Origin of the sequence: Streptomyces sp. NPDC002896 (genome assembly GCF_040295225.1) — a bacterium.
Lineage (GTDB): Bacteria > Actinomycetota > Actinomycetes > Streptomycetales > Streptomycetaceae > Streptomyces.
On sequence record NZ_JBEOVA010000037.1, the window covers coordinates 40,129 to 62,830 of the forward strand.

Annotated in this window: 18 protein-coding genes and 1 tRNA gene; 7 read left to right on the top strand and 12 right to left on the bottom strand. The window is 69.8% G+C overall.

Annotation, left to right across the window (positions count from 1 at the left end):
• Positions 1-10: 10 nt before the first annotated feature.
• The 3 genes from pheA to ABT009_RS39920 all read left to right on the top strand — a co-directional run bounded on the left by pheA (position 11) and on the right by ABT009_RS39920 (position 3,673).
• A complete protein-coding gene (pheA, locus tag ABT009_RS39910) occupies positions 11-946 on the top strand; it encodes a prephenate dehydratase (RefSeq protein WP_351306322.1) in 936 nt (311 codons plus the stop codon).
• 625 nt (positions 947-1,571) lie between these two features.
• The gene (gene serS / locus ABT009_RS39915; RefSeq protein WP_351306324.1) at positions 1,572-2,849 is read left to right on the top strand and encodes a serine--tRNA ligase; all 1,278 of its coding nucleotides are present in this window, start codon (positions 1,572-1,574) and stop codon (positions 2,847-2,849) included.
• On the top strand, positions 2,846-3,673 hold the full coding sequence (locus ABT009_RS39920; RefSeq protein WP_351306326.1) for an HAD family hydrolase: 828 nt from the start codon (positions 2,846-2,848) through the stop codon (positions 3,671-3,673). Before serS ends, ABT009_RS39920 begins: the two co-directional genes overlap by 4 nt.
• A gap of 198 nt (positions 3,674-3,871) precedes the next feature.
• Here ABT009_RS39920 and ABT009_RS39925 read toward each other — a convergent pair.
• The 6 genes from ABT009_RS39925 to ABT009_RS39950 all read right to left on the bottom strand — a co-directional run bounded on the left by ABT009_RS39925 (position 3,872) and on the right by ABT009_RS39950 (position 8,162).
• Positions 3,872-3,974 (bottom strand) — tRNA-OTHER (locus ABT009_RS39925).
• A gap of 280 nt (positions 3,975-4,254) precedes the next feature.
• Positions 4,255-4,512: an SGM_3592 family protein gene (locus tag ABT009_RS39930; RefSeq protein ID WP_351306328.1), complete on the bottom strand. Its 258-nt coding sequence runs from the start codon at positions 4,510-4,512 to the stop codon at positions 4,255-4,257.
• A 127-nt stretch (positions 4,513-4,639) separates the two neighbouring features.
• Positions 4,640-5,359, bottom strand: coding sequence for an ABC transporter permease (locus ABT009_RS39935; protein WP_351306330.1), 720 nt, complete (start codon positions 5,357-5,359; stop codon positions 4,640-4,642).
• A gap of 10 nt (positions 5,360-5,369) precedes the next feature.
• Complete coding sequence (locus ABT009_RS39940) at positions 5,370-6,281, bottom strand: ABC transporter ATP-binding protein (RefSeq protein ID WP_351306332.1); 912 nt, start codon at positions 6,279-6,281, stop codon at positions 5,370-5,372.
• Positions 6,278-7,183, bottom strand: coding sequence for an ABC transporter permease (locus tag ABT009_RS39945; RefSeq protein WP_351306334.1), 906 nt, complete (start codon positions 7,181-7,183; stop codon positions 6,278-6,280). Before ABT009_RS39945 ends, ABT009_RS39940 begins: the two co-directional genes overlap by 4 nt.
• Positions 7,173-8,162 carry an ABC transporter ATP-binding protein gene (locus tag ABT009_RS39950; RefSeq protein WP_351306358.1) on the bottom strand — a complete coding sequence of 330 codons (990 nt, stop codon included), beginning with the start codon at positions 8,160-8,162 and terminating at the stop codon, positions 7,173-7,175. The genes ABT009_RS39945 and ABT009_RS39950 overlap by 11 nt, the downstream gene beginning before the upstream one ends.
• Positions 8,163-8,557: 395 nt before the next feature.
• On the opposite strand from ABT009_RS39950, the gene ABT009_RS39955 reads away from it, so the two are divergent.
• From ABT009_RS39955 to ABT009_RS39965, 3 genes are all read left to right on the top strand, one after another.
• The gene (locus ABT009_RS39955; protein WP_351306336.1) at positions 8,558-9,106 is read left to right on the top strand and encodes an RNA 2'-phosphotransferase; all 549 of its coding nucleotides are present in this window, start codon (positions 8,558-8,560) and stop codon (positions 9,104-9,106) included.
• An 89-nt stretch (positions 9,107-9,195) separates the two neighbouring features.
• Positions 9,196-10,101 carry an LLM class flavin-dependent oxidoreductase gene (locus ABT009_RS39960; RefSeq protein ID WP_351306338.1) on the top strand — a complete coding sequence of 302 codons (906 nt, stop codon included), beginning with the start codon at positions 9,196-9,198 and terminating at the stop codon, positions 10,099-10,101.
• A 101-nt stretch (positions 10,102-10,202) separates the two neighbouring features.
• Positions 10,203-11,069 (top strand): HAD hydrolase family protein, encoded by an 867-nt coding sequence (locus tag ABT009_RS39965; RefSeq protein ID WP_351306340.1) that lies wholly within the window; start codon positions 10,203-10,205, stop codon positions 11,067-11,069.
• A 60-nt stretch (positions 11,070-11,129) separates the two neighbouring features.
• Here the strand turns inward: ABT009_RS39965 and ABT009_RS39970 are convergent, their stop codons facing one another.
• The 6 genes from ABT009_RS39970 to hisC form a co-directional block, all read right to left on the bottom strand.
• Complete coding sequence (locus tag ABT009_RS39970) at positions 11,130-12,197, bottom strand: M23 family metallopeptidase (protein ID WP_351306360.1); 1,068 nt, start codon at positions 12,195-12,197, stop codon at positions 11,130-11,132.
• 211 nt (positions 12,198-12,408) lie between these two features.
• A complete protein-coding gene (locus tag ABT009_RS39975) occupies positions 12,409-14,160 on the bottom strand; it encodes a sensor histidine kinase (RefSeq protein ID WP_351306342.1) in 1,752 nt (583 codons plus the stop codon).
• A gap of 120 nt (positions 14,161-14,280) precedes the next feature.
• Entirely contained in the window at positions 14,281-17,880 is a 3,600-nt protein-coding gene (cydD, locus tag ABT009_RS39980) for a thiol reductant ABC exporter subunit CydD (RefSeq protein WP_351306344.1), read from the bottom strand.
• Between the two features lie 34 nt (positions 17,881-17,914).
• Entirely contained in the window at positions 17,915-18,916 is a 1,002-nt protein-coding gene (gene cydB / locus ABT009_RS39985; RefSeq protein ID WP_351306346.1) for a cytochrome d ubiquinol oxidase subunit II, read from the bottom strand.
• A gap of 21 nt (positions 18,917-18,937) precedes the next feature.
• Positions 18,938-20,443 carry a cytochrome ubiquinol oxidase subunit I gene (locus ABT009_RS39990; protein ID WP_351306348.1) on the bottom strand — a complete coding sequence of 502 codons (1,506 nt, stop codon included), beginning with the start codon at positions 20,441-20,443 and terminating at the stop codon, positions 18,938-18,940.
• 584 nt (positions 20,444-21,027) lie between these two features.
• Positions 21,028-22,107 (bottom strand): histidinol-phosphate transaminase, encoded by a 1,080-nt coding sequence (gene hisC, locus ABT009_RS39995; RefSeq protein ID WP_351306350.1) that lies wholly within the window; start codon positions 22,105-22,107, stop codon positions 21,028-21,030.
• A 425-nt stretch (positions 22,108-22,532) separates the two neighbouring features.
• Between hisC and ABT009_RS40000 the strand changes: the two genes are divergently transcribed.
• Positions 22,533-22,702: LacI family DNA-binding transcriptional regulator (locus ABT009_RS40000; protein ID WP_351306362.1), on the top strand; the 170-nt coding region annotated here is incomplete at its 3' end.

The following is a 22,702-nucleotide window of genomic DNA, read 5'->3' on the forward strand; positions in this document are numbered from 1 at the left end:
GGGTGACGGTATGTCCGCCACCCGCTACACGTATCTCGGCCCCGCAGGCACCTTCACCGAGGCCGCCCTCCGCAAGCTCCCGGAAGCCGCCACGCGGGAGCTCGTGCCCATGGTGAGCGTGTCGGCAGCTCTGGACGCCGTACGCGCCGGGGAGGCCGCAGCCGCGCTCGTGCCGATCGAGAACTCCGTGGAGGGCGGCATCACCACGACTCTCGACGAGCTCATCGCGGGCGAGCCGCTGATGATCTACCGCGAGGTGCTGCTGACGATCACCTTCGCGCTGCTGGTCCGGCCCGGCACGCAGCTGGCCGACATCAAGACGGTGACGGCACACCCGGCCGCGCAGACGCAGGTCCGCAACTGGCTGGCGGCGAACCTTCCGGACGCCGTGTGGGAGTCGTCCGCATCGAACGCCGACGGGGCGCGGCTGGTGCAGGAGGGCCGCTACGACGCGGCCTTCGCGGGTGAGTTCGCGGCGGCGACGTACGGCCTGGAGCCGCTGGTCACCGAGATCCACGACGCGGCGAACGCGCAGACCCGCTTTGTGCTGGTCGGCCGCCCCGCCCGGCCCGCGGCCCCGACCGGGGCGGACAAGACGTCGGTGGTGATCTGGCAGCGCGACGACCACCCCGGTGCACTGCTGGAACTGCTCCAGGAGTTCGCGGTACGCGGGGTCAACCTGGTGCTGCTCCAGTCCCGGCCGACCGGCGAGGGCATCGGGAGTTACTGCTTCGCGATCGACGCCGAGGGGCACGTCTCGGACCCGCGGGTCGGCGAGGCCCTCATGGGGCTCAAGCGGATCTGCCTCAAGGTGCGGTTCCTCGGGTCGTATCCCCAGGCCGATGTCTCACCCCAGGACGTGCGGGGGCTGCGGCCCGGGACGTCCGACGGCGACTTCGCGGAGGCGTCGGACTGGCTGACGCGCTGCCGGGACGGGCGGTTCTGACCGATCCGTCGGATCCGACGGATCCGACGGAAGAGTTATCCACCGGTACTGCCTACGGTCCTACCTGCAGATTTTCCTCATCCACAGCAGTTATCCACAGGTTGGCTTCTCGACCTGGGGACAAGTCGACAACGAAGTGCGATACGTGCGACACAGTCGACAAATCGCTCTCCATCCCCCAAGTCCCTCCACCCGCACCCACATCACCTGTCGTCCACCCGTTTCACTTGATCAACTCTTTGGGGTGAGCTATTTCCACCCGAAAGTGGACCCGCGGGCGGTTTGAGCCGGGAATCCGTCGCCCCAGTTGCGGCTTTCGGAATGATCACTTCCGGCATCCACAGATCTTGCACACAGGCTGTGGATAACTTTTCGGGGCGTGGATTCCTGTGGACAACGGGCCCTCAATTGCCGCCCGTCGCAAGGGAGTCGAGTCAAGGCGCCGCATCACCTCTGCCCCGATTCAGGGAATCGCGCCCCTTTTATTGACGGTACGCTGCGATGTCGCCTCCCCGGCGCACATCCGCCCACCCCAGCCCGAATTCCCATTCCGGCATATCGCTCATAACGCGCATACCCAGATATCGGTTCGTGAGCGGGAAGCGCACACCGGTAGCCTTGCTGTGTGATTGACCTTCGCCTGCTTCGTGAGGACCCCGACCGTGTTCGCGCCTCCCAGCGCGCCCGTGGAGAGGACGTCGAGCTCGTCGACGCCCTGCTCTCCGCCGACGAGCGGCGCAGGTCGTCCGGCGTCCGCTTCGACGAGCTGCGCTCCGAGCAGAAGTCCCTCGGCAAGCTCATCCCCAAGGCCTCCGGCGACGAGAAGCAGGAGCTGCTGAAGAAGGCGGGCGAGCTCGCCGCCGCCGTCAAGGCGGCCGACGCCGAACGGGACCAAGCGGCTACCGAGACCCAGGAGCTGCTGCTCAAGCTCGGCAACCTCGTGCACCCCGACGTCCCGGTCGGCGGCGAGGACGACTTCAGGCTCCTTGAGGAGCACGGCACCATCCGTGACTTCACGGCCGAGGGCTTCGAGCCCAAGGACCACCTGGAGCTCGGCACGACGCTCGGCGCCATCGACGTGGAGCGCGGCGCCAAGGTCTCCGGGTCGCGCTTCTACTTCCTCACCGGTGTCGGCGCGCTGCTCGAGCTCGCCCTGGTGAACGCCGCGATCGCCCAGGCCACCGCGGCCGGCTTCACGCCGATGCTCACCCCGGCGCTGGTCCGCCCGCAGTCGATGGCCGGCACCGGCTTCCTCGGCCAGGCGGCGCAGGACGTCTACCACCTGGACGACGACGACCTCTACCTGGTCGGCACGTCCGAGGTGCCGCTCGCCGCGTACCACATGGACGAGATCATCGACGCCGACCGGCTGCCCCTGCGCTACGCGGGCTTCTCGCCCTGCTTCCGCCGCGAGGCCGGCTCGCACGGCAAGGACACCCGCGGCATCTTCCGCGTGCACCAGTTCGACAAGGTCGAGATGTTCTCGTACGTCGCACCGGAGGACTCGGAGGCCGAGCACCAGCGTCTCCTCGAGTGGGAGAAGCAGTGGCTGACCTCGCTGGAGCTGCCGTTCCGCGTGATCGACGTGGCCACGGGCGATCTGGGCTCCTCGGCCGCCCGGAAGTTCGACTGCGAGGCCTGGATCCCGACGCAGGGCAAGTACCGCGAACTGACGTCGACCTCGGACTGCACCGAGTTCCAGTCCCGCCGCCTGTCGATCCGCGTCCGTGACGGCAAGCAGATCCGCCCGCTGGCGACGCTCAACGGCACGCTGTGCGCCGTACCGCGCACGATCGTCGCGATCCTGGAGAACCACCAGCAGGCCGACGGTTCCGTGCGGGTGCCGGAGGTGCTGCGTCCGTATCTGGGCGGACGAGAGCTTCTGGAGCCGGTCGCCAAGTGAGCGCTTCCGCTGCTCCCTCCGCCGTCCCCTTTCCCTACAAGCTGGTCGCCACCGATCTCGACGGAACGTTGCTGCGTTCCGACGAGACGGTGTCGGCACGCACGCGTGAGGCGCTCTACGCGGTCACCGCTGCGGGCGCCGCACACATCGTCGTCACCGGCCGGGCCGTGCCCTGGACCCGGCACATCCTCGACGACCTCGGCTACGAGGGCCTCGCGGTGTGCGGCCAGGGCGCGCAGGTCTACCACGCGGGCGAGCACCGTCTGCTCACCTCAGTGACCCTGGACCGCCGGGTCGCCGGACTGGCGCTGGCGAAGATCGAGGCGGAGGTCGGCCCGCTGGCGCTGGCCGCGAGCCGCGACGGCATCGACGGCCAGGTACTGGTGGGCCCCGGCTACCAAACGCACGACGGTCCGCTGCCCTACGTCCCGTTCACCGATATCGCCGATGTGTGGTCGGCACCGCTGAACAAGCTGTACATCCAGCACCCGGGGCTCACTGACGACGAGCTCGCCTCGGTGGCTCTGCAAACCGCGGGCGATCTGGTGGGCGTGACGATGGCCGGCGAAGGCATCGTCGAACTGCTCCCCCTGGGCCTGTCGAAGGCGACCGGCCTGTCCTTGGCCGCCCGCCGCCTGGGCGCCCGGCCCGCGGACACCATCGCCTTCGGCGACATGCCCAACGACATCCCGATGTTCGCCTGGGCCTCCTACGGCGTAGCCATGGCCAACGCCCACCAGGAACTGAAGGCAGTGGCGGACGAGGAAACAACGTCGAACGAGACGGACGGCATCGCCGTGGTCCTGGAACGCCTACTGACGTAAGCCGTTCCACTGTGGGCAGGCGTTCCGCAGGGCGATGGGGGTCCCCCTGCTCTGGGGGTACCTCCCAGGCCCTTAAGGCACTGGGGGAGAAGCCGAGAGCTTGGGGAAGGGTGGGCACAGCCCACGATGTACGCCAACCCGACGTACAACGTCCACAGGACAACAGAGAACCCCGCCAAATCACAGCGAAGCGTCTCGCGGAGGATGCGCGGATCGAACGCGCGCGGGGGTCACCCCGACCACGACTTGCTGTTGATCAAACACAGCGCAAGCCGGTGCCTTCCCACTCGGCCAATCCTCCGGGTGGGCGGCCCGCGCGAACGAATCGCGCGCTCGAAGCGGCCGCCCCGGGCAACTCCCGCGCGGCGGCTCCACGGAGTGCAGTGACTACTCCGAAGCCTGCCGCGGGCTGCCCTGCCGGGAGCTCGACGGACTACTCATGAACATCGTCGCGCTCCTCTCCCAGATGATGGCGCCAGTGGCGGCGTCGTGGACACAACTACTCTGCCGATACGAGAAGTTGGCCGCCACCTATTTTTTTCCGAACCGACCGAACCGACCGAACCGACCGAGCCGACCGCCTAGCCCCTGCGCCACCTACGCCGCCGCGCCCGGCTCCAGAACCACCCCGCCGGAGGCTCATCGGTACGCCACGGCTCCGGCTCCGGCGGCTGGTTGCGCCAGCGGGCGGCGAGCATACGTGCGCGGGCCGACGGCTCGGACGCTCCGGCGGACCGTATGAACGCCTCGTCGAGGACGACGGCGTCCCAGTCCTCGCCCGGCGGCTCGCCCGGCGTACCCTCCCCGGCCCGCCGCTCGGGCTTCGGTTCCGATGCCATCGTGGCTCCTTCCTGCATGGCGGAAGCGCTCGCCTCCCACCCAGTGTCCGGGCGGGAGGGTGAAAGCGCCGTCAAGATCGCCGTCAAGACCGCAGAGATCGCAGAACCGGCACGTGCGCGCCCCGCGTCACTCCTCCCCGGCCAGCGTCAGCGTCCGCAGCTTCTGCCCCGCGTACCAGGTGGCGGCCACCGTGACGCCCGCCAGCAGAACCGTCGCGAGCGGCAGCCCGACATCCGAGGTCACCAGCTCTCCGCCGGCGACCTTCTGGGCCACCGCGAGCGACCACTGCTGAATGCTGAGGGTGCGCGCCCCGGCTACCAGCGACCCGAAGAGGGCCTCCCAGACGAGGGCGTAGACGAGTCCGAAGACCACCGCGTGCCGGGTGACCGTGCCGAGCAGCAGGAAGACCGCGGCGTACGCGATGGAGGCGACCAGCGCCGCGACCGTGTAGGCGACGGCGATCTGCTGGCCGTTGCCGTTGAGGATCAGTCCGGCGACGAATGTGGGGATCGCGGAGAAGACCATGGTCACGGCGATGGCGACGATCAGCTTGGTGAAGATGATCGTGGGCCGCTTGACCGGCTTGGCGAGCAGATAGACCACCGAGCCGTCGTCGATCTCGGGTCCGATCGCTCCGGTGCCCGCGATGACACCGATGATCGGCACCATCGTGGCGAGCGCGAACCCGCCGAGCACGTCGGAGGCGATCTGGTCGTCGGCGCCGGTGAGGGCGCGTACCGCCCCGGCGATCACGATCAGCAGGGCCGGCAGCGCGAAGAGGATGAGGGCCCGGCGGCGGCCGAGCAGGGCCCGGTAGGTGAGCCGGGCGACTGTGGGGTCGTACATCTTCGGCCTCCTACGCCGCGACAAGATACGAGAAGACGGACTCGAGGGACTCGTCGGACGGCGAGACCGTGAGCAGCCGGATGCCGTGGTCCCTGGCCACGCGCGGCAGCAGCGCGGTGAACCGGCCGAAGTCGACGGCCTGGATACGCAACGCGCCCTCCGCGACGTCCACTTCGATGCCCGCGGTCGACGGATCGGCGATCAGCGCGGCCGCGAGCGCGCGGTCGTCGCTGGAACGCACCAGATAGCGGTGCGGGCGGTCGGTCATCAGCCGGCGGATCCTGCGGAAGTCACCGCTCGCCGCGTGTCGTCCGGCGACGATCACCTCGATGTGGGAGGCGAGTTGCTCGACCTCCTCGAGGATGTGGGACGAGAACAGGACGGTGCGGCCTTCGTCGCCCATGCGCCGCAGCAGGTCCATCAGCTGCATGCGCTGGCGCGGGTCCATGCCGTTGAAGGGCTCGTCGAGCAGCAGCACGGACGGCTCGTGGACCAGCGCGGACGCCATCTTGACGCGCTGCCGCATGCCCTTGCTGTACGTGGAGATCTTGCGGTCCTGTGCGTACTCCATCTCGACCGTGGCGAGGGCCTTTTGGGCGGCGCGTTCGTTCAGGCCGTGCAACTCGGCGTTCGCGACGACGAATTCGCGGCCGGTGAGGAAGTCGTACATGGCTTCGCGCTCGGGGACGATGCCGATCTGCCGGTAGATCTGCTCGTTGCGCCAGATCGGCCGGCCGTCGAGGGTGACGGAGCCGGTGGAGGGGGCCAGGAAGCCGCCCATCATGTTGATGAGTGTGGATTTTCCGGCGCCGTTGGGGCCGAGGAGGCCGGTGACGCCGGGGCCGACGGTCATCGTGATGTCGTTGACGGCCACCACGTTGCCGAACCAGCGTGAGGCGTGGTCGATGTCGATCGTCGTCACAGTCCGACCTTTCGGTAGCGGCGCATGAGGATGCCGTAGCAGCCGGCGATGAGGCCCAGGACGACGAGCAGGTAGACGACGCCCGCGCCGGTCGAGGGGCCGTCCCCTCCGGGGAAGGCGGATGTGGCGCCCAGGAAGGCCGTCTGCACGCCGCCGATGAGCGTGATCGGCGAGAAGAGCCCGAGCCAGCCCACCGCACCGTCGCTGCCCTGCATGTGCGCGATGGCCTGGAGGGTGGAGACCGCGCCGTACGAGATGGTCAGGACCGCGATCACGGCCGCGATGCCGAAGCCGCGGCGGGGTGTGACCGCCGAGATGACGAGACCGATTCCGGCGAAGAGCAGCGACAGCAGCGCCACCGAGACCAACCCCTGCAGAAAACCCACTGTCTGATCCGAGAAGTCAAGTTTGGCCAGCAGCGCCCCGATGTAGAGCACGAGCAGCGGCGCTGCCGTGAGGACGAACAGGGCGGAGGCCATCGCCCCGTACTTCGCGAGGACGTAATCACCGCGCTCGATGGGGCGCGAAAAGTACAGCGGGACCGTCTTGAAGCGCAGGTCCCGCGAGACCGACTGGGGACCCTGGGATGCGATGTAGAGGCCGATGACGGCCTGCATCACGATCGCGTAGCGCGTGTAGTCGAGCGGCAGGTCCTTGAGCTGGGTCGCGACAGTGACCGCAATCATGATCGCCGCAGGCACGCACATCACGCCGAAGAGCAGCATGGGCAGCACCTTGGACTTGGCCGAGCGGCCGAGTCCGTACGCGCCGCGCAGGGACTGCGAGAAGAGCGACCGGCGGGCGTACGCACGGCCCAGACGGGGGCCGTCGTAGTTGCGGTAGCCGATGTTGTGGATCCGGGTCTGCTCACTTGTGCCCGTGAGGGGCTGCTCAACCGCCATGGTGGACCGCCTCCTTCCGCTCCCTGTCCGTGTCCGTTTCCGTGTGCTGCGCCTGGTCCGGCCGGAACACCTCTGCGATGTGGTGCCTGCGCTGTTCCATGCGGACAAGACCCAGGCCGAGATCGGCGACGAGGTCGCGCACGAGGTCGTACGTGTCCTCGCCCTCGGCGGTGAGCAGCAGCGTGTGCCCGGCGCCCGGCAGACCGTCTCCGGCGCCGGTGGCCACCCCGCGCGCGTGCAGCGCGTCACGCAACGCGCGCGTCCCGTCAGGGTGTTCGTCGTTGTCGGTGACCTCGATCGCGAGGGTGGTCGTCATCTGCGTGAAGTCCGTGGTGGAGCTGGAGCGCAGCAGCTTGCCGCCGTCGACGACCACGACGTGGTCGCAGGTGCGCTCCAACTCGCCCAGCAGATGTGAGGTGACGAGGACCGAGATGCCGAAGTCGGTGTGGATGCGCCGGATCAGGCCGAGCATGTCGTCGCGGCCGACGGGGTCGAGGCCGTTGGTCGGCTCGTCCAGAAAGACCAACTGCGGGTCGTGTACGAGTGCTTGGGCGAGCTTGACTCGCTGCTTCATGCCGGTCGAGTAGCCACCGATGGGTCGGTAGCGCTCCTCGTACAGGCCGACGTGGCGCAGCGTGTCCGCCGTGCGCTCGCGGGCCGCGGTGGGCGGCAGACCGGACATGCGCGCCATGTGGACGACGAACTCGGTTGCCGAGACGTCGGGTGGCAGGCAGTCATGCTCGGGCATGTAGCCGACGCGCTCGCGGATGGCGGCGCCCTTGGTCGCCACGTCGAGTCCGAGCACTTCGGCGCGGCCCTCGGTGGCGGGGGACAGACCCAACAGGATCTTGATAAGTGTGGACTTGCCGGCCCCGTTGGCTCCGACGAGTCCGGTCACACCGGGCCCGATGTCCACGGAGAGCCGGTCAAGCGCGGTCACCCTCGGGAACCGCTTGCTCAGGCTTTCGGTCGCGATCACAGTCACGCTTCGAAGCTAGTGGCGCAGCTCAAGGCGGTCGTCAGACCAGGGGGTTGGTCGGTGGTCAGACTTCGGTAGTACGGGCCCGTAGGGGTCCCCCTCAGGTCCCACTGAGGCGAGTTGAGGAATGAGTTGGGCATACCGACTAATTCTACACATACTTCGCACTCGATATCATAACCCACTAGATCAGTGGATCAGTTGTCCAATCAGGCGTCAACACAGCTCTCCGACGGCAAAGTTGATCAAACATGTTGATCCCTAAGGCCAGTTGTCCACAGGTTCTCCAATTTCCCCTGTGGATAACGCAGTTGCTTGTGGATCAAACATGCGAGCCGGAAAGGCTGAGTCAAAACCGAGTGCGCGCCGAGCCGCCCGACGGGCACGCTGGCCGGATGGACGAAAGACGCACCGTGAAGGTGTCGAAGTACCTGGCGAAGCACCTGCGGCATCAACCGGAGAGGATCGGGCTCACTCTCGACGAGGGCGGCTGGGTCGAGATCGACACCCTGATCGCCGCCGCTGCCACGCACGGCTTCCGCCTCACGCGGGAGGAGCTCGACCACGTGGTCGCCGTCAACGACAAACGACGCTTCGCGATCGAAGGCAGCCGGATCCGCGCCAGCCAGGGACACACCGTGGACGTCGACCTGGGACTGCCCCCGGCGACGCCGCCCGCCTATCTGTTCCACGGCACCGTCGCCCGTAATCTGCCCGCCATCCGCGCCGAGGGACTGCGGCCGATGAACCGCCACGACGTGCACCTCTCCGCCGACCGGGAGACCGCGATGCGGGTCGGCGCCCGCCGCGGCCAGCCCGTCGTGCTGTCCGTCGACGCGGGGGCCATGCACCGCGACGGACACGTGTTCCGCGTCAGCGCCAACGGCGTATGGCTCACCGCGGCGGTCCCCCCGGAATACCTGCGGTTTCCAGCACCGCACTGACGGCATCGGTCCTGCTCGAAGGCGGTCCCGGCCGCTCCCGCACAAGGTCCGGCAGCACTCACGCTCCGCGCCCGCTTACGCTCTGAGGCATGAGTCTGCGTCTGAGCACAGTGATCCTTCCGTACCGCCGCTGGCACGATGGCGCCCGCGCCACCTGGCAGCAGGCGGAGGAGCTGGGCTTCCACGCCGCGTACACCTACGACCACCTCTCCTGGCGCACCTTCCGGGACGGGCCGTGGTTCGGCGCGGTGCCGACGCTGACCGCCGCCGCGGCCGTCACCGAGCAGCTGCGCCTGGGCACGCTCGTGACCTCGCCGAACTTCCGGCATCCGGTGACGCTCGCCAAGGATCTGATCTCGCTCGACGACGTGTCGAACGGCCGCATCACGCTGGGCATCGGCGCGGGCGGCACGGGGTTCGACGCCACCGCGCTGGGCCAGGACCCGTGGTCGCCGCGCGAGCGGGCGGACCGTTTCGCCGAGTTCGTCCAGCTGCTCGACACGCTGCTCACCGAGGACGGAGCGGACAGCGTGTCGTACGAGGGCGCGTTCTACTCCGCGTCCGAGGCCCGCAACATACCGGGCTGCGTCCAGCGGCCCCGGCTGCCCTTCGCGGTGGCCGCCACCGGCCCGCGCGGGCTGAAGCTCGCCGCCCGCCACGGCCAGGCATGGGTGACGACGGGAGACCCGAAGCTGTTCGAGACGGGCACCCCCGAGCAGTCGCTTCAAGCCATTCGCGGACAGGTCGAGAAGCTGAGCACGGCCTGCGAGGCGCAGGGCCGCGATGTCGCGGAACTCGACAGGATCCTGCTCACCGGGTTCACCCCGGACCGTCCGCTGGACTCCTTCGACGCCTTCGTGGACTTCGCGGGCAACCACGCGGCGCTGGGCTTCACCGAGATCGTGATCCACTGGCCCATCCCCGAATCGGACTTCGCAGCGGACCAGAAGATCTTCGAGCGGATCGCCACCGAGGCCGTCCAGCAGCTCGGCTGACGGGCCCGGCGGTCTGCCCGTCGGCCGGCCCGGCGTGCGAGAAGTCTCAGATGTGCGCCCCAGCGCACGGCCGTGCTGGCATATGCGCGACACTGGGGGGCGTGACCTCAGCTACCGCACGGCCCCGGACCCCGGCCTTCTCCGTACCGCCTCGGCTGATCGCCACAGACCTCGACGGCACCCTGCTGCGCGACGACAAGTCAGTCTCCGAGCGCACCATCGCCGCTCTCGCCGCCGCCGAGGCCGCCGGGATCGAGGTCTTCTTCGTCACCGGCCGCCCCGCACGCTGGATGGACGTCGTCAGCGACCACGTCCACGGGCACGGCCTCGCCATCTGCGGCAACGGCGCGGCGGTGGTCGATCTGCACGGTGGCCCCGGCAGCCACCGCTTCGTCAAGATCCGGGCGCTCGAGCCGGCGAGCGCCCTCGACGTGGTGCACACGCTGCGCGCCGTCGCACCCGGCACCTCGTTCGCCGTCGAGCGGACCGGCGGGCTGCACCACGAACCGACGTATCCGCCCCTGCACCTGGACCCCGGCGAGAGCGTCGCCCCCGCCGAGAAGCTGCTGGCCGACGACAGCGACGTGGCGGACCAGCCCGTGCTGAAGCTGCTCGCGCACCACCCGACCCTCGTCCCGGACGAGTTCCTGACGCTGGCCCGTGCGCACGCGGCCGACAAGGCCGCGATCACCCGCTCCAGCCCGAGTGCGCTGCTGGAGATCAGCGGCCCCGGCGTCTCCAAGGCCAGCACGCTGGCCCTGTGTTGCGCGGAGCGCGGCATCTCACCGCAGGAGGTCGTCGCCTTCGGGGACATGCCGAACGATGTGGAGATGCTCACCTGGGCGGGCACCTCGTACGCCATGGGGAACGCTCATCCGGACGTGCTCGCCGTCGCGTCCGGCCACACGGTCGCCAACAACGAGGACGGCGTGGCGATCGTCATCGAGGAGATCCTGGCCGAGATGTAGGGGCGACTTGTCGGGGTCAGGAGCGGCTGGACGGCCGCGGTCGTCCCGGCGTCACACCCGTCACGGCCTGAGCCGCACCCCGCGCTCCTTGAGCCACCGTTTCGGATCCACCTCGGAGCCCCAGTTCGGCGTGAGCCGCACCTCGAAGTGGAGGTGCGGCCCCGTGGAGTTCCCGGTCGTCCCCGACTGCCCGACCCACTGCCCGGCCCGCACCTGCTGCCCCTTGGTGACGGTGACGGCGGCGAGGTGGGCGTACTGCGTGTAGTAGCCGCCGGAGTGCTGCACCACGACCTCGATGCCGAAGGCGCCGCCGCACGAGACGCTCACCACACTGCCCGCGCCCGCCGCACGCACCGGCGTGCCGATGGGCACGGCGAAGTCCTGCCCGGTGTGCCGGTGCGCCCAGTGCTGCCCGACGCTGTCGAAGCCGGCGGAGAGCCTGTACGACTTCACCGGCGCGACCCACGCGCGCGTGGCGCGCGTTTTCCGCTGCTTGAGCCGTACGGCTTTGCGGCACTTGCCCGTCGCAGCCGACCGGTCCGCCTCGCCCTGCAGCTTCCATCGCGCCCGGTCGAGCTTCTGCGCGATGTCCCGCTTCAACTGCGCCAGTTTTCCGTTCCGTTCGGCGAGGGCGCGCCAAGCCGCGGCGGCCTTCTTCTCGTCGGCCGACAGCCGGGCCTCGGCCCTGCGGCTCTTCGAGACCGCGTTGTCGACGGCGAGGTCGGCCTGCCATACGGCCTGCTGACCTCGGATCAGGTCCTCGGGACTGTCCGCGAGCAGCAGCTGAGCGGTCCGCGGGAGCCCCCCGCCACTGCGGTACTGGGCGCGGGCGATCCGGCCGAGGTCGCCGTGCAACGCCGCGATCTCCCGCCGTTCCCTGGCGAGCAGCCCCTCGAGCTTCCGGGCCCTGGCCTCGTGCGCCTTCGCCGCGCGCCGGGTCGTCTCGTACTGCTGGGCGGCCGCCGATGCGTCCTCGTACAGCTGTGCCACCTCGGCGCCGGCGCTCGGGCCGCCCGAGTCGCCCGGGCCACCGGGGTCGGGCGCAGCCGCAGCCGGCCCGGCCGCGAGGGCGAGCAGTGCACACAGCAGCACCGGCACACGGTGTGGGCGGCAGTGAAAGAGGCGCATGAGCATGAGTCGGATCGTTGTCCGCACATGCGGGCAGGGCCCGGTGCAACGCGTGCACGAGGGGGCACCGATGACCCGTACGGGCGAGACCGGTACCGCCGAACAGGCCTTCTCTGGCCACTCCGCCCGTCCGCCTGGAGCCCCAGCAGGTCAGCAGGCGGGTCCGCCCGGGTCCCAGCTCAGCAGGTGGGTCGCCTGGAGCCCCAGCAGGTCAGCAGGCGGCCTGCCACACCACCGTCGTGCCGCCCCCGTCGTCGCCGATGCCCGGCCCGTGCCAGCTGTCCCCGCCCAGCGACTCGGCCCGCCGCTTCAGGTTCTTCAGACCGCTGCGGCGGCCGCCTTCCGGGATGCCGACCCCGTCGTCCGAGACGCTCAGGCGTACGCCCTGCCGCCCGTCGGGGAGCGTCACACCGGCATCGACGACGACCTCGATACGCGAGGCCCCGGAGTGCCGGAACGCGTTGGAGAGCGTCTCGCGCAGCGCCGCGACGAGGTTCTTGCCGGTCATCTCCCCGACCACCGCGTCGACGGGGCCGGCGAAGCGGTACGAGGGTTTGAAGCCGAGCGGCACGGCCGCCATGTTGATCTCGCGCACCAAGCGCGTGCGCAGGCTCGAGGGCGCCTCGGCCGGGCCCTGCTGCAGGGCGAAGATCGCGGTGCGGATCTCCTGAATCGTGACGTCCAGTTCGTCGACCGCCTTGCTCACGCCCTCCTGCACCTCGGGCACGACGGACCTGCGCTGGGCGCTCTCCAGCATCATCCCGGTGGCGAACAGGCGCTGGATGACGAGGTCGTGCAGATCGCGGGCGATCCTGTCCCGGTCCTCGTACACCGCGAGCCGTTCCCGGTCGCGCTGCGCCTCGGCCATCATCAGCGCAAGGGCGGCCTGCGAGGCGAACTGGGTGGCCAGGGTCCGCTCCGTCTCGGTGAACGGCTGGGCTCCACGCGCGCGTGGCGTGACGAGACCGCCCAGGACTCGGCCTCCGCTCTGCAGCGGCAGCATCATCATGGGCCCGTAGTCGCGGGACAGATCGGTGATCAGACGCGGGTCGGTGGCCGCGTCGTCCACGAACACCGCCTTGCCGTCCAGGAGTTCGGCGACGGCTCTGCTCTCCGGCGGGACGACCGCCCCCAGGAGGCTCGATGCGTGCTCCGAGGAGACAGCGACGATCTCCAGTCCGCCCTCGTCCGCGGGCAGCGACACGATCCCGGCTGCCGAGCCGGACAGCCGACGGGCCTGTTCCGCGACCACCTGCAACGCGTCCTCCGCATCGCCGCCCGACAGCAGCGCGGTGGTCACGGCGACGGAGCCGTCGATCCAGCGCTCGCGCTGCTTGGCGGCGTCGTAGAGCCGGGCGTTGCCGACGGCGATGCCGGCCTCGGTGGCCAGCACGCGGACCATGTCGAGGTCGTGGACGCTGAACTCGCGCCCTCCGCGTTTCTCGGCCAGATAGAGGTTGCCGAAGATCTCGTCCTGGACGCGGACGGGAACGCCGAGGAAGGACCGCATCGGCGGATGGTGGGGCGGGAAGCCGTAGGAGCGCGGGTCGGCCGTGAGATCCGCCAGCAGCACCGGCTCCGGCTGGTGGATGAGCGCGCCGAGCAGTCCCCTCTGCCCGTCGGGAAGCCGGCCGATCAGTGCGGCTGTGGCTTCGTCGACGCCGTAGTAGACGAAGTCCGCCAGCCCGTTGCCGTCCTCCGCGACGACCCCGAGAGCGGCATAGCGGGCGTCCGTGAGCTCGGCGGCGGTCTCGCAGATGCGGTCCAGCGTGCTGTGCAGCTCGAGTCCGGTTCCGACGGACCGCATGGCCTCGAGGAGCTGCGGCAGCCGTGCGGTCAGCTCGGGCGACAGCCCTTGCAGAGTCCGGGCCGCCGGGGCGACGGCATCGCTAGGGGGCGGCCCGCCGTGGGGGTCGGGGCCGGGGCCGTCCGGGCCTGGGCCGGGGGTGGCTGCTGCTGCCATGCCATGAGCGTAATTAGTCCCTTTTGCGGCCGAAAGTCGGACGGCTTTGCGGGCGAAGCCGGTCGGCTCGTTTACGGGGGAGCCGGTCGGCTCGTCCCGCACTGACCGTGCCTGGCACGGTCAGTGACCGATGCGCCCGGCCGCCCCCGCCGTCGCCATCCCATCCCTGGGCTCCGGCCTCGCCATCGTCAGGCCCTCCGTCGCGTCCTCCCGCTCGCGCATCCGCCGCAGCGGTCCGTCCACCGCGGCCAGTGCCGCGTACTCGCCGCGCTGCACCGGCCGCCCCTCCTCCAGCACGATCACCTCGTCCACGGACTCCAGACCGGCCAGCCGGTGCGTGATCAGCAGCGTCGTCCTGCCCTCCGTCGCCGCGAGGAGATCGGCGGTGAGCGCGTCGGCCGTCGGCAGGTCGAGGTGTTCGGCGGGCTCGTCGAGTACGAGGACGGGGAAGTCGGCGAGCAGCGCGCGGGCCAGCGCGAGGCGCTGCCGCTGCCCTCCGGACAGGCGAGCCCCGTGTTCGCCGACGAGCGTGTCGAGCCCGTCGGGCAGTGCGTCGGCCCAGTCGAGCAGACGGGCCCGTTCGAGGGCCTCGCGCAGCTCCGCCTCGGTCGCGTCCTTCCGGGCCAGCAGCAGGTTCTCCCGTACCGAGCTGTCGAAGAGATGCGCGTCCTGCGCGCACAGCCCGACGAAACGGCGCACGGCGTCGCCGTCCAGGGCGCGGGCGTCCGTGCCGCCGAGCGTGTACGTCCCCGCGCCCCCGTCCAGGAACCGCAGCAGCACCTGCGCGAGCGTCGTCTTGCCGGACCCGGACGGCCCGACCACCGCGATCCTGCGGCCCCGCTCCAGGGTCAGATCGAGGTCCGCGAGCGCGTCGCGATGCTGACCGGGGTAGCGGGCGCGCAGTCCGGTGACCCGCAGCGGGAAGGGCGTCGCCGGAGCCTGCCGCGGCTGCTCCGGCTCCTGTACGGGCACGGGCGCGTCCAGCACCTCGTGGACCCGCTCGGCGCTCTTCTTCACCCGCTGCCGGTACTGCACGGCCAGCGGAAGCCCCAGCACGGCCTCGAACGCGGCCAGCGGCGTGAGCACGACGACCGCCAGCGCCACTCCACTGAGCCGTCCGTCGTGGACCGCCTGCGCGCCTGCAAGAGCGCAGGCCACCACCGTCAGCCCGGAGGCCAGCGCCGTCAGACCGTTGCCGAGGGCGGTGGCGGTGGCGGCGCGGGAGGCGATCCGGGTCAGCACGGTGTCGGCCCGCTTCACGTCGGCGGTACGGGCGGGCAGCGCACCGGCGACGGTCAGTTCGGCCGTTCCGGTGAGCAGGTCGGTCACACGGGTCGCGAGGTCCCCGCGTGCGGGGGCGAGCCTGCGCTCCGCCCGCCGCGCGACGGCCCCGCTCACGAGGGGAACGCCGATCCCGGCCGCCAGCAGGCCGATGGCGAGGGCGGCCCCGGCCTCGGGCAGCAGCCACGCGGTGAAGCCGACGGAGAGGGCGCTGACGACGAGCGCCGCGCCGGCGGGCAGAAGCCACCGCAGCCAGTAGTCCTGCAGCGCGTCCACGTCGGCGACCAGCCGGGAGAGCAGGTCTCCGCGGCGCGTCGTCCGCAGGCCCCCGGGCGCGAGCCGCTCCAGACGGCGGTAGACCGCGACCCGGGTGTCGGCCAGCATCCGCAGCACGGCGTCGTGCGACACGAGCCGCTCGGCGTACCGGAAGACGGCCCGCCCGATCCCGAACGCGCGCGTGGCCGTCACCGCGACCATCAGATACAGCACCGGTGGCTGCTGCGACGCCCGAGAGATCAGCCACCCGGAGGTGGCCATGAGCCCGACGGCGCTGCCGAGCGCCAGACTGCCCAGCAGCAGGGCGAGCACGAGCCGCCCGCGCCGGGCACCGGCGAGGGCACGTACACGGGCCAGCGCCCGGGCGGTTCCCCCTTCTGCTGCGGCCCTTCCCGAAGACTCGGCACCTCCGGCGCGAACATCCACCACTGCGGCCACGCGGGAGCCGTCGCTCTCGGAGGACAGACGCCGGGAGGGGGAGACCAGGCGTGCGCCGGAAGCCTCCTCCGCGGAACGGATCCCGTCCTCGCCTCCCGCCGCGTCCAGCCGCACGACCCGATCGGCGACCGCGAGCAGCGCGGGCCTGTGGACGACAAGCAGCACCGTCCGCCCGACCGCCAACCGCCGTACCGCATCGACCACTTCGGCCTCCGTCGCCCCGTCCAGCGAAGCGGTCGGCTCGTCAAGGAGCAGGACCGGCCGGTCGGCCAGGAAGACACGGGCCAGCGCGAGCCGCTGCCGCTGTCCCGCCGACAGCCCGGCCCCGTCCTCGCCGAGCACGGTCTCCACGCCGTCCGGCAGCGCGGCCACGAAGTCGTACGCCCCCGCATCGCGCAGGGCGCGCAGCACCGCCTCGTCGTCGGCGCCGGGCCGCGCCAGCCGTACGTTCTCGGCGATCGATGCGGCGTACAAGTGCGGACGCTGCGGCACCCACGCGATCCGCTCGTGCCAGGCTTCACGCGACACCGTGGCGAGGTCCGTGCCGCCGACGCGTACCCGCCCCTCAGTCGGTTCCACAAAGCCCAACAGCACGTTCAGCAGCGTCGACTTGCCCACGCCGCTCGGCCCGACGAGCGCCACGGTCTCGCCCGGTGCAACCGTGAACGAAGCGCCGGCGACCGCCGCCGACGATCGTCCCGGGTAGCGGACCGTCACCTGCTCGAAGCTGATGGGCCCATCGGGAACGGGGCCCGTCCCGGTGGCCGGAACCGGCGTCTCGAGTACGTCGAAGATCTCCTCGGCGGCGGCCAGCCCTTCCGCGGCCGCGTGGTACTGCGCGCCCACCTGACGTACCGGGAGATATGCCTCGGGGGCGAGCACCAGGATCACCAGGCCGATGTACAGATCCATCTCGCCGTGGACGAGCCGCATGCCGATGGTCACCGCCACCAGCGCGACGGAGATCGTCGCGAGCAGCTCCAGGGCGAAGGACGACAGGAAGGCGATACGCAGCGTCCGCATCGTCGCCCGCCGGTACTCGTCCGTGATGCGCCGGATCGACTCGGCCTGCGCCTTGGCCCGTCCGAACACCTTCAGCGTGGGCAGCCCGGCGACCACATCGAGGAAGTGCCCCGACAGCCGGGACAGCAGCCGCCACTGGCGGTCCATCCGGGACTGCGTGGCCCAGCCGATGAGCACCATGAAGACCGGGATCAGCGGCAGCGTGAAGACGATGATCGCCGCCGACACCCAGTCCTCGGTCACGATGCGCGCGAGCACCGCGACCGGCACCACCACGGCGAGCCCCAACTGCGGCAGGTAGCGCGAGAAGTAGTCGTCGAGCGCGTCCACACCCCGCGTGGCGAGCGCGACCAAGGAGCCCGTGCGCTGCCCGCTGAGCCAACCGGGACCCAGCGCGGCCGCGCGCTCCAGCAACCGCCCCCGCAGCTCCGACTTGACCGCCGCACTCGCCCGGTACGCGGCCAGTTCGGTGAGCCAGCCGACGATCCCGCGCCCCACCGCCACCGCCCCCAGCAACAGCAGCGGCGTCCGCAGATCGGTGGCGCCCAGGCCGTGCTGGAAGGCCCCGACCACCACCTCGGCGATGAGCATCGCCTGGGCGACGACCAGCCCGGCGCCGACGACTCCTAGGAGCACGACGGCGACGAGGAAGAGGCGAGTGGCCCGGGCGTACCGGAGCAGGCGCGGGTCGATCGGTTTCACGTGAAACACACCCTCCTGACGAAAAGCCGGGCGATCAGTGCGCGTCCGCGATGTGCTGCGTACCGATCCGCTTCCGGAACACCCAGTAGGTCCAGCCCTGGTAGAGCATCACCAACGGCGTGGCGATCGCCGCGCACCAGGTCATGATCTTCAGCGTGTACGGGCTCGACGAGGCGTTGGTGACAGTGAGGCTCCAGTCCCCGTTGAGCGAGGACGGCATGACGTTGGGGAACAGCGACAGGAAGAGCATCGCGACGGCCGCGGCGATCGTGATGCCCGAGAGCGCGAACGACCATCCCTCGCGTCCCGCCTTCACCGCGCCGAGGGCCCCGAGCAGCGCGACCACAGCCACCACCATCGCGACCAGGCTCTTGGCGTCGCCGGTCTCGATCTGGGTCCAGAGCAGGAAGACCACCGCCAGTGCGGCCGTCACCAGACCGAGCCGCTTCGCCAGCGTCCGTGCCCGAGCCCGGATGTCCCCGACCGTCTTGAGCGCCGTGAACACCGCACCGTGGAAGGTGAACAGCGTCAGGGTCACGAGCCCGCCCAGGAGTGCATACGGGTTGAAGAGATCCCAGAGGCTGCCGACGTACTCCAGGTCCGCATCGATCTTCAGGCCGCGCACGATGTTGCCGAAGATCACGCCCCAGAGCACCGCCAGGACGAGAGAGGTCCAGAAGATCGCGTTCTCCCAGTTGCGCTGCCACTGCTCCTCGTCCCGCTTGTGCCGGTACTCGAAGGCGACCCCGCGCACGATCAGGCAGACCAGGATGACGAGCACCGGCAGATAGAAGCCGGAGAGGAGCGTCGCGTACCACTCGGGGAAGGCGGCGAAGGTCGCGCCGACCGCCGAGATCAGCCACACCTCGTTGCCGTCCCACACGGGCCCGATGGTGTTGATCAGCACCCGCCTCTCGGCCCTGTCCCGGGCCAGCAGCTTCGTCAGAATCCCCACCCCGAAGTCGAAGCCCTCGAGGAAGAAGTAGCCGATCCAAAGAACGGCGATCAGTACGAACCAGACGTCGTGGAGTTGCATGCCTTCAGCGCTCCCTCGGCCTCAGTAGGAGAAGGCCATCGGCTTGTCGGCGTCACGGCTGTCGCCGCCGATCCTGGTGGGCGGGTTGAGGTCGGCCTCCGTGAGCTCGGGCGGGCCGGCCTTGACGTACTTGGCGAGCAGCTTGACCTCGACGACGGCGAGCACCGCGTAGAGCAGCGTGAAGACGATCATTGAGGTGATGATCTCGCCCTGCGATACGCCGGGGGAGACGGCGTCCCGGGTCTGGAACAGGCCGTACACGACCCACGGCTGGCGGCCCATCTCGGTGAAGATCCAGCCCCAGGAGTTGGCGATCAGCGGGAACGCGAGCGTCCAGATCGCGATGCGCCAGTACCAGGTGGTGAGCTTCGGGCCGAACGGCTTCCTGAACGGCACGAGATGCGGCACCTCGTCGTCGCCCACCCGCAGATGCTGAGGCAGCATGAACTTCTTCCGGGTCAGCCAGAGCCCGACCAGCCCGATGGCGAAGGACGCCATGCCGAAGCCGATCATCCAGCGGAAGCCCCAGTACGCGACGGGGATGTTGGGTCGGTAGTCGCCGGGCCCGTACTTCTCCTGCTCGGCCTTGTTGACGTCGTTGATGCCCGGAACGAACGAGGAGAAGTTGCTCTCGGCGAGGAACGACAGCAGTCCGGGAATCTCGATGGCGACCGAGTTGTGGCCCTTGTCCACGTCCCCGTACGCAAACACGGAGAAGGGCGCAGGACCCTCGCCGTCCCACAGCGCCTCCGCCGCGGCCATCTTCATCGGCTGCTGCTTGAACATGACCTTGCCGAGGGAGTCACCGCTGACGGCCGTGAGAAGCCCGCCGATGATGACGGTGACCAGGCCCAGGCGGAGCGAGGTCTTCATCACCGGGATGTGCTTCTTGCGCAGCAGATGGAAGGCCGCGATGCCGACCATGAAGGCGCCGCCCGTGAGGAAGGCCGCCGATAGCGAGTGGAACACCTGGGTGAGGGCGGTGTCCTGGGTCAGCACCGCCCAGAAGTCGGTGAGCTCGGCCCGCCCGCTCTCCTTGTTGATCCGGTATCCGACCGGGTGCTGCATCCAGGAATTGGCCGCGAGGATGAAGTACGCCGACAGGATCGTGCCGATCGAGACCATCCAGATGCAGGCGAGATGGATCTTCTTCGGCAGCTTGTCCCAGCCGAAGATCCACAGCCCGATGAACGTGGACTCGAAGAAGAACGCGATGAGGGCCTCGAAGGCGAGTGGGGCACCGAAGACGTCACCGACGAAGCGCGAGTAGTCGGACCAGTTCATCCCGAACTGGAACTCCTGCACGATGCCGGTCACGACGCCCATGGCGATGTTGATCAGGAAGAGCTTGCCCCAGAACTTCGTCGCCCTGAGGTACTTCTCCTCCTCCGTCCGCACCCAGGCGGTCTGCAGACCGGCCGTGAGCGCCGCCAGTGAGATCGTCAGCGGGACGAAGAGAAAGTGGTAGACGGTGGTGATGCCGAACTGCCATCGCGCCAGGGTCTCCGGCGCCAGAGCGAGATCCACCTCGACTTCTCCTTACGTGCCGTGGTGAGAGCGGCAGTTTGACCCTTTGGCCACTCCCATACCGGGAGCAACCAGACGGGCTTGTGAACGCGTTCACATTCACAAGCATTATGGCTTACTGTCACACGACATACGCAAGGGGGTGCCCTTACTGCGGGGAACGGCCTGCGAGCTGGGCAAATAGGCCTGGAGCCCCTTCCGTGGCGGACGCGGAAGGGGCTCCAGGACGATGAGGCGGCCGTCACACCGGTCGGCGCGCGGATGCAGGCACGCGGCCCGGGCACAACAAACCCGGCGGCAGAAGCCGCCACCGACCAGCACAACCAGGCAGCAGAAACGGGCCAGCGCCCCAGAGCCCCGTGCGCTGGCTGCCGCCAAGCGGCCTGCCACACCGATCGGTTGCGCTTTCGGCCGGACAGGCGCCCCGGCGCCGAATCGGGACTGCCGGACAAGCACCAGGCCGGTACTGGACCCTGCCCGCCGACGGCTCGCCCGCAGCCCAGCCAGGCGCCCGACGAGCCGAAGGGGGCGGACGAGCAGGAGCGGGGGCGCCCGACCGACAGGAGGCGGGCGCCGGACGCCGCTCAGGCGTCCTTGCGGAACGCCTCCGCCGAGTGCACGAAGATGTCGTTCGCCTCGGCCTCGCCGATCGTGACCCGCACGCCTTCGCCCGGGAACGGCCGCACGACCACGCCGGCCTGCTCGCACACCGCCGCGAAGTCGGCCGTATGCTCCCCGAGCCGCAGCCACACGAAGTTCGCCTGCGTCTCGGGCACCACCCAGCCCTGCGCTCGCAGCGCCTCGACCACTCGGTTGCGCTCGCAAACGAGGGAGCCCACCCGGCCAAGCAGCTCGTCCTCGGCGCGCAGGCTCGCGACGGCCGCCTCCTGCGCGATCTGGCTCACACCGAAGGGGACAGCCGTCTTGCGCAGCGCGGCCGCCACGGGCTCGTGCGCGATGGCGAAACCAACCCGCAGCCCGGCCAGCCCGTACGCCTTGGAGAACGTGCGCAGCACGCAGACGTTCGGCCGCTGACGGTAGATCTCGACACCGTCCGGCACCTCGCGATCACGGATGAACTCGCGATACGCCTCGTCCAGGACCACCAGCACATCGCTCGGCACCCGGTCGAGGAAACGCTCCAGCTCGGCCCGGCGCACCACCGTCCCGGTCGGGTTGTTCGGATTGCAGATGAAGATCAGCCGCGTTCGCTCGGTGATCGCGTCCGCCATCGCGTCGAGGTCGTGCACCTCGCCCTCGGTGAGCGGCACCTGCACCGACGTCGCACCGCTGATCTGCGTGATGATCGGGTACGCCTCGAAGGACCGCCAGGCGTAGATCACCTCGTCGCCCGGGCCCGAGGTCGCCTGCAGCAGCTGCTGCGCGACACCGACCGATCCGGTACCGGTGGCCAGATGCGACACGGGCACGCCGAAACGTTCGGCCAGCTCGTCCATCAGGCCGCTGCACGCCATGTCCGGGTACCGGTTGAGCTCACCGGCCGCGGCGATCGCCGTCTCCATCACGCCAGGCAGCGGCGGATACGGGTTCTCGTTGGAGGACAGCTTGTACGCCACGGGCCCGCCGGCCGCGGCGGGCTTGCCCGGCTTGTAGGTCGGGATACCCTCCAGCTCGGCGCGCAGCCTCGGGCTCGTCTCGCTCACCGCAGTCCTCCTCGTCACACCCGGCGTTCGAATACTCCTCACCTTATGAGGATTCGGCGCCCCTGCGAATGGTGGGTCACAGTCCACACCGGCACGTCCTCCGTGCACCACTGCATCCCCGGTCATCGGCGTGACGACAGGGCACCATCGGGCTCGCGAGAACACCGGGGGCGCTCGCCTCACAGCGCACGCCGGGTGCTCGCGCCGTGGCGCGCATCCCCCATCAAGGTGAGTTGAGACCGCATCGCAACATCTAGCGTTTAGCAGGTCTAACGGCGTCGACGCGCGACGTACTGCTGTCGAATCGTTCAGCCTCCTTCCGTTCAAAGGCCATTGTCCCGCTTCCGCCGTGCAGAAACGTGCCTGTTGGAGGGCGCATATGCTCCCGCGCTACCCCACTCAATGAGCCCTACTATCGGCTCGCCATGACAGCAGCAGGGAAGCACCAGGTGAGCCGCGCGGAGACCCCCCGTCGAGGCAGCCGGACGAGCAGAGCAGGCATCAGGGATGTCGCCGCCGCCGCCGGTGTCTCCATCACGACCGTCTCCGATGCGCTGAACGGCAAGGGCCGGCTACCGGACGCCACACGGCGCCA